The 11,782-nt window shown below is 71.0% G+C and carries 11 protein-coding genes; 4 read left to right on the top strand and 7 right to left on the bottom strand.

Translation table 11 applies throughout. From position 1 onward, the window contains the following. Nucleotides 1-93: 93 nt before the first annotated feature. On the bottom strand, nucleotides 94-1,083 hold the full coding sequence (locus ACQKIP_RS09935; protein ID WP_365852313.1) for a peptidoglycan-binding domain-containing protein: 990 nt from the start codon (nucleotides 1,081-1,083) through the stop codon (nucleotides 94-96). A 253-nt stretch (nucleotides 1,084-1,336) separates the two neighbouring features. Here ACQKIP_RS09935 and ACQKIP_RS09930 point away from each other — a divergent pair, with 253 nt between their 5' ends. After that, nucleotides 1,337-3,289 carry a DHA2 family efflux MFS transporter permease subunit gene (locus tag ACQKIP_RS09930; protein ID WP_427742744.1) on the top strand — a complete coding sequence of 651 codons (1,953 nt, stop codon included), beginning with the start codon at nucleotides 1,337-1,339 and terminating at the stop codon, nucleotides 3,287-3,289. Nucleotides 3,290-3,313: 24 nt separating this feature from the next. Here ACQKIP_RS09930 and ACQKIP_RS09925 read toward each other — a convergent pair whose 3' ends face one another. The 4 genes from ACQKIP_RS09925 to ACQKIP_RS09910 form a co-directional block, all read right to left on the bottom strand. Further along, nucleotides 3,314-3,862 (bottom strand): GNAT family N-acetyltransferase, encoded by a 549-nt coding sequence (locus ACQKIP_RS09925; protein ID WP_365852317.1) that lies wholly within the window; start codon nucleotides 3,860-3,862, stop codon nucleotides 3,314-3,316. A 5-nt stretch (nucleotides 3,863-3,867) separates the two neighbouring features. Then, nucleotides 3,868-4,506: a LysE family translocator gene (locus ACQKIP_RS09920; protein WP_365852319.1), complete on the bottom strand. Its 639-nt coding sequence runs from the start codon at nucleotides 4,504-4,506 to the stop codon at nucleotides 3,868-3,870. A gap of 84 nt (nucleotides 4,507-4,590) precedes the next feature. Then, nucleotides 4,591-4,920: an antibiotic biosynthesis monooxygenase family protein gene (locus tag ACQKIP_RS09915; RefSeq protein WP_365852321.1), complete on the bottom strand. Its 330-nt coding sequence runs from the start codon at nucleotides 4,918-4,920 to the stop codon at nucleotides 4,591-4,593. Between the two features lie 31 nt (nucleotides 4,921-4,951). Then, a complete protein-coding gene (locus ACQKIP_RS09910; RefSeq protein WP_365852323.1) occupies nucleotides 4,952-5,359 on the bottom strand; it encodes a DUF1992 domain-containing protein in 408 nt (135 codons plus the stop codon). 128 nt (nucleotides 5,360-5,487) lie between these two features. Between ACQKIP_RS09910 and ACQKIP_RS09905 the strand changes: the two genes are divergently transcribed. After that, nucleotides 5,488-5,880 (top strand): hypothetical protein, encoded by a 393-nt coding sequence (locus tag ACQKIP_RS09905; protein ID WP_365852325.1) that lies wholly within the window; start codon nucleotides 5,488-5,490, stop codon nucleotides 5,878-5,880. 73 nt (nucleotides 5,881-5,953) lie between these two features. On the opposite strand, the gene ACQKIP_RS09900 is transcribed toward ACQKIP_RS09905, so the two are convergent. After that, a complete protein-coding gene (locus ACQKIP_RS09900; RefSeq protein WP_365852327.1) occupies nucleotides 5,954-6,622 on the bottom strand; it encodes an O-methyltransferase in 669 nt (222 codons plus the stop codon). 154 nt (nucleotides 6,623-6,776) lie between these two features. Here ACQKIP_RS09900 and ACQKIP_RS09895 point away from each other — a divergent pair, with 154 nt between their 5' ends. Next, nucleotides 6,777-7,889: a serpin family protein gene (locus tag ACQKIP_RS09895; protein WP_365852329.1), complete on the top strand. Its 1,113-nt coding sequence runs from the start codon at nucleotides 6,777-6,779 to the stop codon at nucleotides 7,887-7,889. A 191-nt stretch (nucleotides 7,890-8,080) separates the two neighbouring features. On the opposite strand, the gene proP is transcribed toward ACQKIP_RS09895, so the two are convergent. Beyond that, nucleotides 8,081-9,481: a glycine betaine/L-proline transporter ProP gene (gene proP, locus ACQKIP_RS09890; protein WP_365852331.1), complete on the bottom strand. Its 1,401-nt coding sequence runs from the start codon at nucleotides 9,479-9,481 to the stop codon at nucleotides 8,081-8,083. A gap of 500 nt (nucleotides 9,482-9,981) precedes the next feature. Here proP and ACQKIP_RS09885 point away from each other — a divergent pair. Further along, on the top strand, nucleotides 9,982-11,782 hold a 1,801-nt coding region (locus ACQKIP_RS09885; protein ID WP_427742730.1), incomplete at its 3' end, for a bifunctional glycosyltransferase 87/phosphatase PAP2 family protein.

Genomic DNA, 11,782 nt, shown 5'->3' with positions numbered 1-11,782 from the left:
TTGCGCTTCGTGGCCACCGGCGACTTTCACGCCTCGGACGCCCGGCACCTTCGCGGTGCCGGGCGTCTTGTCGTAGGCAGGCGGGCGGCGGCCCTAGTGCCGCGGCCGGTGCCGGCGCGGTTCTGATGTCTCCGCTTCGAGCGCCGCCCGCGTCTCCTCCCCGTAGACCCCCCGCTCGTCCTTCTGCATGCCGCGGGCGAACTGGTAGCGCGCCACCGCGTCCGTGACCCCGGCGTCGTAGGTCCCGTCCGTCTCGTCCATGTACAGGTACATCTGTTGCAGGCGGCCCTGGAGCTCCGCGACCTCCGGGCCCCTGTCGCCCTGGCTCAGGACGCCGTCCGCCGACGCCGCGTCCTGCTTCGCCGACTCCGTCGCCCGCGCCGTCGACCGGCTCGGCGGCCGGGTGGGCCTCTCCTCGGCCGAGGCGCTGGGTGACGGCGTCGGCGACGGGCTCGCCGTGGGGGACACGGACGGGTCCGCGGACGGGGACGCGGGCGCGGAGGGCGGCGGCGCGGAAGCCGTCGCCGTTTCCGTGCCGGCGCCGGACGGGGCGTTCACCGCGCGCGTCGGCACCTCCGGCAGCGCGCGATCGTCCCGCTGCGGCTTGTCCGGCGGCAGCAGCACCGCCGCGAGCACCGCGACGGTGATGACGGCCACCGCGCCCACGGCCGCGTACAGGCCGATACGGGCGCGCCGCGGCTCCGGCTCCTCGTCGTACGGCAGCGGGGGCGGGGAAAGGCGCGGATCGCCCTCCGGTGCGCCGCCCGCCGTGAACAGCCCGACATCCGCCGACCGCGGCACGGCCACCGTCTCCGGCGGAAGAACGTGCGCGGCGGCCGCCGCGGGCTCAGGCGCGGCCTCGTCCGCGAGGCCGGGCTCCGGCAGCGTCACGTACGGACGTATCCGCAGCGGATCGAAGTCCTCCGCCGCGGCGGCATCCGCCGACCTCGCTTCCCGTGCCGCGTCCGCGGCCCGCTCCGTACAACCGCAGACGGGCGCGCTGCCCCGCTCGCGCGAAGTACCGCACTCCGGACACCGCGGGCCGTTCCCGGCGCCGCTCGGACGTATGTCGTCGCTGCTCACTCTTTCGTACCCCACCCCTAGAGAACTCCAGCGATTATGCAGATCCCGGCTTCAACAGGCCATAACGGGTCTCACGGACCAGGATGGAAGGAGAGGCTCCCGCAGGACGCGCAGGCGCCTCAGGAGGTGTGTGTCCATGACACAGGACATCAGCGCCCGCCCCGTGGAACCGGAGCCGGACCCCGCCCCCGGGCCGCAGGACGGATCCGCGCACGGCGGTGTACTCGTCTCCATCGGCGCACTGCTGCTCGGCATGCTGCTCGCCGCCCTCGACCAGACCATCGTCTCCACCGCGCTTCCCACCATCGTCAGCGAACTCGGCGGCATGGAGCACCTGTCCTGGGTCGTCACCGCGTATCTGCTCGCCGCGACGGCGGCGACACCGCTCTGGGGCAAGCTCGGTGACCAGTACGGCCGCAAGAAGCTGTTCCAGCTGGCCATCGTGATCTTCCTGATCAGCTCGGCCCTCTGCGGCATGGCGCAGAACATGCCGCAGCTCATCGGCTTCCGTGCGCTGCAAGGCGTCGGCGGCGGCGGACTCATGGTCCTGTCGATGGCGATCGTCGGCGACATCGTGCCGCCCCGCGAACGCGGCAAGTACCAGGGCCTGTTCGGTGCCGTCTTCGGTGCGACGAGCGTCCTGGGGCCGCTGCTCGGCGGCCTGTTCACCGAGCATCTCAGCTGGCGCTGGGTCTTCTACGTCAACCTGCCCGTCGGCGTCGTCGCGCTCGTCGTCATCGCCGCCGCCCTGCACATCCCGGTGCGCTCGGCGAAGCACACCATCGACTACCTCGGCACCTTCCTGATCGCGGCCGTCGCCACCTGCCTCGTCCTGGTCGCCTCGCTCGGCGGCACCACCTGGGACTGGGCGTCGCCGCAGATCATCGGCCTCGCGGTGCTCGGCGTGGTGCTCGCGGCGGCCTTCGTCGCCATCGAGCGCAGGGCGGCCGAACCGGTCATTCCGCTCAAGCTCTTCCGGGTCAGGACGTTCACCCTCTCCGCGATCATCAGCTTCGTGGTCGGCTTCGCGATGTTCGGTGCGATGACCTATCTGCCGACGTTCCTCCAGATCGTCCAGGGCGTCTCGCCGACGATGTCGGGCGTGCACATGCTGCCGATGGTCATCGGCATGCTGATCGCGTCGACCGGGTCCGGCCAGATCGTCAGCCGTACGGGCCGCTGGAAGGTGTTCCCGGTCGCGGGCACCGGCATCACCGCGCTCGGCCTGCTCCTGCTCCACCAGCTCGACGAGAACAGCGGCACGGGCGAGATGAGCGCCTACTTCTTCGTCTTCGGCTTCGGTCTCGGCCTGGTCATGCAGGTCCTCGTGCTCATCGTGCAGAACGCCGTCCCGTACGGGGATCTGGGCGTCGCCACCTCCGGCGCGACGTTCTTCCGCTCCATCGGAGCCTCGTTCGGAGTCGCCGTCTTCGGCACGATCTTCGCCAACCGGCTCGTCGCCAAGCTCTCCGACGCCGTCGCGGGCCAGGCGCTGCCGCCCGGCGTCAGCGCGGACTCCCTCAAGGCCGACCCGCGCGGCATCGCCGAACTCCCCGCGTCCCTGCGCCCCGGTGTCCTGCACGCGTACGCCTCGTCCATCACGGACGTCTTCCTCTACGCGGCGCCCGTGGCCCTGGTCGCCTTCGGCCTCTCCTGGTTCCTGCACGAGGACAAGCTGCGCCGCTCGGTCACGGCGCCCGACACCACGCAGACCCTCGCGAGCAACCCCGTCGAGCGCTCGTCGTACGAGGAGGTGGCGAGGGCGCTCTCGACCCTCGGCACACGGGAGGGCCGCCGCGAGATCTATGTGCGCATCACGGAGCGCGCGGGCCTCGACCTGCTGCCCGCCGCCAGCTGGCTGCTGCTGCGCATCAGCCGCCACGGCCACGTCGAACCGGCGGCGCTCGCCGACCGCAGCACCGTGCCGCTGTCCGTGATCACGGCGGCGTCCCGCCAGGTCGAGGAGCGCCGCCTGGCCCGCCGCGAAGGCATGGGCCTGACCCTGACCGACGAGGGGCGGACGGCGGTGGCGGCCCTGTCCAAGGCCCGCGAACAGTCCCTCGCGGAACTGCTCGGCGACTGGTGGGGACCCAACCGGCCCACCGACCTGGTCAAGCTCGTCGAGGAACTCGGCGCCGAGATGTGCGGCTCGGACGCCGAACGGCCGCACGAGGACAGGACGGCACAGCGCGGCCTCGCGGCGTGAGCGGCGCCCCCGGCCCCGGCAGTCTCAACCGGCCGTCGGCACCAGCTTCTTGACGTACCAGCACTCGGCGTACATCCGCTCGGCGAGCGGCTCGCTCTCCTCGTAGCCGTGCCGTGCGTAGAGCGCCCTGGCCTCGACCAGGTCGAGGCGCGTGTCGAGGATGATCTGCTCCGCGCCGAGCGCGCGGGCCGCGTCCTCGGCGGCGGCCAGGAGGAGCGCGGCGCCGCCCTTGCCGCGCATCTCCTCGCGGAGGAAAACGCGCTTGAGCTCGGCGGTGCGCAGCCCCTTCATGTCGCCCATGAGCCGCACCCCGGCGGTTCCCGCGGGCTCGCCTTCGTACCGGGCGACAAGGAGTGTGCCGGTGGGCGGGAGGAGATCGTCGCCCGTCTCGGCCGCGATCTCGCGCTCCAGCTCTTCGGGTGCCGTCCTGCGCCCCTCATGGAGGAGGTAGTACCGGTCGCTGACCTCGGTGTAGTACGTGCGCCACAGCGCGGCGGCGACCGGGGAGCCGACCGCCTCCGGGGCGACGTTCCAGGAAACGGAGCCTTCGGTACGGGTATCGGTGCGGGTCACGGCGTTCACTCCTTGCGTCCCGTCGCGGCGACACTCACGCCGAGGCCGATCATGGTGAGACCGCCGACCCCGCCGATCATCGACAGGCGCCGCGGCGAGTGCGTGAACCAGCCGCGCGCGGTGGCCGCGGCAAGACCCCACACGCTGTCGGACGCCACCGCGATGGCGTTGAAGACGAGACCGAGCACCAGCATCTGGAGCCAGACGTGCCCCTGCTCGCGGTCGACGAACTGCGGCAGCACGGCGGCGAAGAAGACGATGGTCTTGGGGTTGGCCACACCGACCGCGAACCCTTCCCACAACGTACGCAGACTGCCGTGCGCGGGCCCTTCGCCGGTGAACGCGGCGTGCAGCGCCTTGCGTTGGCGCACCGCCTTGATCCCCAGATACACGAGATAGGCGGCACCGAGCAGCTTGAGGGCCGTGAAGACGGCGACCGAGCGCTCGACGACGGACCCGACGCCGAGCGCGACGGCCACGACGAGCACGTACGCGCCGAGCGTGTTCCCCACCACCGTGGTCAGCGCGGCACGGCGCCCCTGCGCCAGCGCCCGCCCGACCACGAACAGGACGCTGGGCCCGGGGATCACGATCAGCAGGAAGGACATCGCCGCGAAGGCAAGTATCCGGTCTGTGGACATCATGCGCCCCATCGCACCACGGGGGCGAGGCATGCCGTAACCGGTTTTCCCCGGCCGCCGCTGGCCGGGCGTGGCCGCTGCCGGCCGCTACCGCACCTTGGGCGCGGCCTGCGTCACGACCTCGAACGACCACACCGCCGCGCTGCTCGACGCGGGCTTGGGCCGCTCCCCGCCGGCCGCGCTGCCTCCCTGGTGGGCCGACTTCATGGGGCCCTCCATCCACGCCTTGAAGGACTCCTCGTCACGCCAGCGCGTGTAGACCAGGTAGTCGTCGGTGCCCTCGACGGGGCGCAGGAGCTCGAACCACTCGAAGCCGTCCGAGTTCTCCACGGCGCCCGCGCGGGACGCGAAGCGCTGCTCCAGGACCTCTCGCTGCTCGGCCGGCACGGTCAGGACGTTGATTTTCACGATGCTCATCCGCCCATCCTCGCGCATGCCTCCGACAGGCTCAGTCCGGGTGGCGCTCGCGCCAGGCGCGGGCCACCTCGTCCACGTCGAAGGGCTTCAGGCCCAGGGGCGGGCCGGGCGGCGGCATGCGCAGGGCCTCGACGATCTTGACGTTCAGATCCGTCACCAGCTGCCGGGCCGCCCGCTCGGACGGGGCGCCGGGCGCGGCGGCGAGCACGTCCTCGGCCTCCTTGCGCAGGGCGAGGGTCGGGGGGAGGTGGGAAAGGCCCTCGCGGGCCATCTTCTGTTTGATCCACCACTGCTCGTCGTGCGAGGTGCTGTTGAGCGAGTCGGGAAGCGGTTTGCCGCGGCCCGGCAGGGTCGCGAAATCGCCGCGCTCTTCCGCCTCACGGATCTGCTTGTCGATCCACGACTCGAAGTTGACTCCAGGTGGCTTCCGTTCGGTCATGGGTTCATTGTCCCAAGAGCCCGTGCTTTCGGGCGAGGGGCGACTTAGGATGCGGCGGCGCGGTGCGGAGCGGCCGGAAGCGTGCTCCGGGGGTTCGCGTCCGGTTCGTCGAGAGTGGGGGGACGTACGTGCTGGAGTTGACCATGGCTTCGTTGGCCGGGGCCGACGAGGGGGCGACCGCGGGCATGCTGATGGCCGACGCGCCGAGCGCGCCGGGTGCCGTGTTGCGGGTGGGGCGTGATCGCGGGGTGTGCCGTCTGGTGCCGCCGGACGACTGGCTGTTCGTTTCGCGCACGCATCTGGAGTTCCGCTGCGGGGCCGACGGGGCCTGGACGGTCACCTGGCTGCGCGGCTCGCACCCCGAGCCCGCTTCACAGGTGCGCCTGACGGTGAGCGGGGTGGCGTCGCCCATGGAGTACGGGGGGACGGCGCCGCTGCCGAGGGGCGGGTCCGGTGACGTCGTCATCCAGGACAGGGCCGGGCCGCGCAGCGTGAACGTCGGCTTCTATCACGAGGGTTGACGCTAGAGGTGGTGGCGGGCAGCGGCAGGAGTGGCAGGTACTGAGGCCGCGGCTGCCGGGGCGGTGCGGGGGCTCAGTCCAGTACGCGGGCCAGGGCCAGGCCGTCGTAGCCCTTCGTGCCCACCGTCTGCAGTGCCGTGCCGGTCAGCTTCGGGTGCCGGGCGATGAGGTCGAGCGCCTTGCGCGTGCCCTGTACGCCGGGGTCGGTGCTGTGGGCGTCGGCCACCGCGCCGTTCCGTACGACGTTGTCGATGACGATGAGGCTGCCGGGGCGGGTGAGCTTGAGCGACCACTCCAGATAGTGCGGGTTGTTGGCCTTGTCCGCGTCGACGAAGACCAGGTCGAAGGGGGCCGCGTCCTCGGCCACGAGCCCGGCGAGCGAGTCGAGGGCCGGGCCGGTGCGGACCTCGGTGAGCTTGTCGAGGCCTGCGCGGGCGAGGTTGGCGCGGGCCACGTCGGCGTGGACCGGGGAGTACTCCAGGGTGATCAGGCGGCCGTCCGCGGGCAGGGCGCGGGCCAGCCAGATGGTGCTGTAGCCGCCGAGCGTGCCGATTTCGAGGATGCGGTGCGCGCCCTGGATCTGGGCCAGGAGCTGGAGCAGCTTGCCCTGGTTCGGCGCGACGCTGATCTGCGGCAGCCCGGCCGCGTCGCTGTCGTGCAGGGCCGCGGTCAGTGCCTCGTCGGCGGGGGCGAGCAGGTCGGTGAAGTACGTGTCCACCGCGGTCCATTGCTGCTGGGTCATGAGGGCCTTCCCGATGTGCGGTTCTCGGTCTTCCGTTTTCGTTAGGTTCGCTAACGATGTTAATGCGGTGAGGGTCGATTGTCAGTGGGGACTCGCATACTGAAGCCGTCGAGCTGTAGTGGCGGGACGTGTGCAGTGACCTGCGGGGGTTGAGATGACGTACGGGACCGAGCAGATGTTGCCGGCGGCGGCGATCCGGGGGCTCGCCGATCGGTGGCTGCCGCTGATGGCCGGGGGCCGGCCGGGCGAGGGCGGGGCCGCGGGGGACTTCGTGTGCTCGCCCGCGGGGCTGTGGCTCGCGCTGGCCGCGGTCGCGGTGGGCGCGCGGGAGGAAACCGCCGGGGAGCTGCGGGAGTTGCTCGGCGTCGCGGGGGAGGATGCCGCCGGACTGGTCACGGCGGCCGCGGGGGCGCTGGCCGGGACGGACGCGGTGGCCGTCGCCACCGGGGTGTGGAGCCGCGTTCCGGTCTACCGCGCCTATCGCGAGGCGCTGCCCGGCGTGGGGTTCGGGCCGATGGATCCGGGCGGGATCGACGCGTGGGTGCGGGAGGCGACGGGCGGGTTGATCGAGCGGCTGCCGGTGGTCATTACGCCGGATGTGCTGCTGGTGCTGGTCAATGCGCTGGCCCTCAAGGCGCGTTGGGAGATCCCCTTCGAGGGCGGAGGTACGCGCGACCAGGACTTCACGGACGCGTTCGGCGTGCGGCATCGGGTGCCCACCATGCATCGGCCCGTTCCGCTGAACTCCGCGTGGACGGTGGGCGGGGCGAGCGTCGTCGAGCTGAAGTGCCGGGCGGAGGGCGGCCGGGCGCCTGCGCGGGTGCGGTTCGTGCTCGGCGAGCCGGGAGCGGGGGCCGCGGAGGTGCTGCCGCTGGCCTGGGCTCCGGAGGGGCGGTGGACCGGGATCGACGCCGAGCAGATCAATATGGCGGTGCCGAGGATGTCCTTGCGGACGCGGGTCGACGCTTCGGAGCAGTTGGGGGCGCTGGGGGTGCGGTGGGCCTTCTCCGAGGGGGCCGACTTCTCCGGGATGTCTCCGGAGAAGCTTGCGATATCGCAGGTGGTGCAGGAGGCGGTGGTGCGGGTTGCCGAGGAGGGGGTTGAGGCGGCGGCGGTTACGGCTGTGCCTATGGCGCCGGGCAGTGCGTATGTTCCTCGACGGATCGAGTGGCTTGCCTTTAACCGGCCCTTTGGGGTTGTGGTGCTTGACGGGGCGGGGGAAGTGCCCTTGTTCGCTGCTTGGCAGGCGGGGGTGCCGGTGGGGTAGGGCGGGGATTTTTCCCCAACCCCGCCCCTTCCCGAAAACCCGCTCGGCGCGGGGGCCTTGTGCGTGCCGTCGTCACCGGCTCCGCCGAGTTCGTCCTCAAGCGCCGGACGGGCTGAGAGTTCCCCGGCCGGGCTGAGATTCCTCCGGCCGGGTTGAGAATTACCCGGCCGGGCCGGAAAGCGGCGAACGAGCTACTTCTCCACCGCCGGAAGCGAACCCGGCAGGGGGCGGCCCGCGCTTTCTCTGGTGAACCACACCGCTATTCCGCCCACCACGGCCGCCGCCATCATGTAGTACGCGGGCATCATCATGTTCCCCGTCGCTCCGATCAGTGCCGTCACCACCAGCGGGGTCGTGCCTCCGAAGATGGACACGGAGATGTTGAAGCCGATGGAGAGCGAGCCGTAGCGGACCTTCGTGGGGAACAGGGCCGGGAGCGTCGACGGCATCGAGGCCGTGAAGCAGACCAGGAGCAGGCCAAGCGCCGCCATGCCCAGGCCGATCGCCCAGAGCGAGCCCTGGCGGATCAGGAGCAGGGCGGGGACCGAGAGGAGCAGGAAGCCCGCGCAGCCCGCGGCGATCACCGGGCGGCGGCCCACGCGGTCGGTCAGCGCGCCCGCGAACGGCTGGACGCACATCATCAGCGCCATCACGGCGAGCACGACCAGGAGCCCGTGCGTCTCGTCGTACTTCAGCTCGCTCGTCAGATAGCTCGGCATGTACGACAGCAGCATGTAGTCCGTGACGTTGAAGACCAGGACCAGGCCCATGCACAGGAGCAGCGACTTCCACTGGCCCGTGACCATGTCGCGCAGGCGCACCTTCGGGCGGGACTGCTCGTTCTTGTGGGCCTTGCTGAGCTCCGCGGTGAACGCGGGGGTCTCCTCCAGCTTCATGCGCAGGTACAGGCCGATCAGACCCATCGGGCCCGCGATCAGGAAGGGGATGCGCCAGCCCCAGGAGAGGAGGTCCTCGGTGGAGAGGAGGGCCGTCATGAGGGTCACCAGGCCCGCGCCGCCGATGTAGCCGGCGAGCGTGCCGAACTCCAGCCAGCTGCCGAGGAAGCCCCGCTTCTTGTCGGGGGAGTACTCGGCGATGAAGGTGGACGCGCCCGCGTACTCGCCGCCCGTGGAGAAGCCCTGCACCAGGCGGGCGATCAGCAGGAGGACCGGGGCGCCCACGCCGATGGAGGCGTAGGAGGGGATGAGGCCGATCGCGAAGGTGCCCGCCGCCATCATGATCATGGTGAGGGCGAGGATCTTCTGGCGGCCGATGCGGTCGCCCAGCGGGCCGAAGACCATGCCGCCCAGCGGGCGGATCAGGAAGGCCGCGGCGAAGGCGCCGAAGGTGGAGAGAAGCTGGGCCGTCGGGTTGCCCGACGGGAAGAAGACCTTGCCGAGCGTCACGGCGATGTAGCTGTAGACGCCGAAGTCGAACCACTCCATCGCATTGCCGAGCGCGGCTGCCTTCACCGCCCGCTTGACCAGCGCCGGGTCGACGACCGTGACGTCCGCCGAGGTGGGCGCGGACGGAGGGGCCTGGGTCCGGGAAGTCTGCGGGACTACGGGTGCGACGGGGGCGGCTGCCGGCAAGGGTTCGCTCGCCTGCCTCTCGATTGACGACAAGGACAGAGCCGCCCTGCGGGGGGCGGCTCGAAAACGACCATAGGTGTAGACAGCACCATTACGTTGGGTGCCCGAATGGCGGCACACCGTTCGGAATGTGCGGGTATCCAGGGCGAATGGTTCCGCTTGTGAAGGCGACGGCAAGGCGTCTTTGTGATCTATGTCGCCCTTCGCCCAAGGAACCGCATCGCGCGGCCGGCAGGCGTCTCATGGAGGGGAAGTGGGCACTCGGTGGAGATCCGGCGGGCCACCCGGACGAAGCGGTCAGTTGGGAAGTCTGCGCAAAAGCCGGTAGAAAGCGGTGGTGGCCGACAGGTGAAATGGGGGTTGCGTGCGTCTCACCTGAGGGCGCGAGCCTCACGGAACCGACGGCCGGTCCCGGTGCCGGGTGTGAACGCCCGGACCGGACCGGGCCGGATGCCGGAACCGGGCAGAGATGAAGAACGGGGCGGGAGGGCCGACGACGCGTGGCGAATGTTGAGCACGGAGGACCGGGAAATGCCTTCGGGAGTGCGCCGAATGCGCGGATCGGGGCGGTCCGTGTCGCCCTCTGGCTGATCGCCGCCGTACTGGCGCTGCGGCAGCTGATCGTCGTCCTGCGTACACCGGAAGGGGACCGGCTCACCGATCTGGAGACCTGGATCGGCCCCGACGGAGTCCTCCATGTGAACGGCTCCTTCTACGACACCGACCAGTTCACCGGCACTCCCTTCGCCGGACTCGTGCTCAAACCGTTCTCCCGCGCCGCCGAACAGGCGCTCGGCTGGGGCTGGACGTTCGGCACGCTGACCCTGGTCGTCGTCCTCGGCCTGGTGGCCGCCCGCGCCCTGCCGCAGCCCGTGTCCCGGCGCACCTCGCTGCTCGCCGCGCCCGTCGCGATCTGCCTCCTGATGCTGTCGCTCCCGGTGCGCAACACCCTGTACCTCGGGCAGACCAGCATCATCCCCGTCCTGCTCGTCCTGCTCGGGTGCTTCGCGGTCCGCGGGGAACGCGCCGGCGGCATCCTCATCGGCGTCGGAGCCGCGCTCCAGCCCACCGTGCTGCTCTTCGCCGCGCTGTTCTGGTTCACCGGCCGCAGGCGCGCCTCCCTCTCCACCGGCGCCACCTTCCTGGCCTGCACCGCGCTCGCCTGGGCCTCGATGCCGCACGACTCCTGGACGTACTGGGTGCACCACCTGGCGGGCGCGGGCCTCGGCGCGAACCCGGGCGGTCTCGCCAACCAGTCCCTGCACGGGGCGCTGCTCAGGCTCGGTCTCGAAGGGCCGCTGGAGATCGCCCTCTTCGTCGTCCTTGCTCTTGCCGTCATCGGGCTCGGCCTGCGCCGCGCCGTGCGCTATGCCAAGGACGGGCAGCTCCTGCTCGCCGTGGCGATCACCGGCTGCGTCGCGGTCGCGGTGTCCCCGACGACCTGGCAGCACCAGCTCCTGTGGGTGCTGCTCGCGGTGGTCGGCCGGGTCGGCAAGAAGCAGTCCGACCGGTACATGTGGCCGGTGGCCGTCGTCCTCGTGTCGACGCTGCCCGCGAAGATGATGCTGCCGAACATGCCGGTCGTGGAGCCGATCCGCGACAACATCGTGCTGATCGCCGCCCTCGCCGCGGCCACCGTCGTACCGTTCCTGTCCCGCACGGCCCCGCAGTACCAGGCGCCCGTTCCCACCGACTACGCGCGGCCCGCGCCCGCGCGCTGGAGCTGGGTGCCGCTGCTCCCGTTCTGGCGCCGCGTCACCACCCGGCCCAATCTCCTGCTCGAACTGCTCCTGATCCGGGTCGGCTACTCCGCCTACCAGCAGGCGCGGCTCGCCGCGACGGGCGGCACCAACTCGGGCGGACGGGCCACCGCCGAGCACCACGGGGAGCAGATCCACTCGATCGAACAGTTCCTGCACATCGACATCGAGCACTGGATCAACCACGCGGTGGTGAAGGTCGGCTGGCTGGAGGAGTTCTTCAACTTCTACTACACGTCGTTCCACTTCGTGGTGCCGTTGACCGTCCTCGGGGTGCTCTACGCCCGGCGCCCCGCCGACTACCGCTGGGCACGCTCCGCGCTCGGCTTCGCCACGGTCCTCGCGCTCGTCGGCTTCTGGCTCTACCCCCTCGCCCCGCCGCGCCTCATGCCCGACCTGGGCTTCATCGACACGGTCCACGGCGTGCAGGACTTCACCAAGCCGGAGTACGGCACGCTGACCGCGCTCACCAACCAGTACGCGGCGATGCCCTCGCTGCACTTCGGCTGGTCGCTGTGGTGCGGTGTGGTGATCCTGGTCC

The organism is Streptomyces sp. NPDC059900 (genome assembly GCF_050270335.1).
Classification (GTDB): domain Bacteria; phylum Actinomycetota; class Actinomycetes; order Streptomycetales; family Streptomycetaceae; genus Streptomyces.
This window is presented reverse-complemented; position numbering and strand designations above follow the sequence as displayed.

What these genes read in the sequence shown, in the direction of transcription:
- ACQKIP_RS09915 (WP_365852321.1), bottom strand. Translation starts at nt 4,920, where the DNA reads ATGAGCATCGTGAAAATCAACGTCCTGACCGTGCCGGCCGAGCAGCGA.
- ACQKIP_RS09910 (WP_365852323.1), bottom strand. Translation starts at nt 5,359, where the DNA reads ATGACCGAACGGAAGCCACCTGGAGTCAACTTCGAGTCGTGGATCGAC.
- ACQKIP_RS09900 (WP_365852327.1), bottom strand. Translation starts at nt 6,622, where the DNA reads ATGACCCAGCAGCAATGGACCGCGGTGGACACGTACTTCACCGACCTG.
- ACQKIP_RS09895 (WP_365852329.1), top strand. Translation starts at nt 6,777, where the DNA reads ATGACGTACGGGACCGAGCAGATGTTGCCGGCGGCGGCGATCCGGGGG.
- ACQKIP_RS09920 (WP_365852319.1), bottom strand. Translation starts at nt 4,506, where the DNA reads ATGATGTCCACAGACCGGATACTTGCCTTCGCGGCGATGTCCTTCCTG.
- ACQKIP_RS09930 (WP_427742744.1), top strand. Translation starts at nt 1,337, where the DNA reads ATGCTGCTCGCCGCCCTCGACCAGACCATCGTCTCCACCGCGCTTCCC.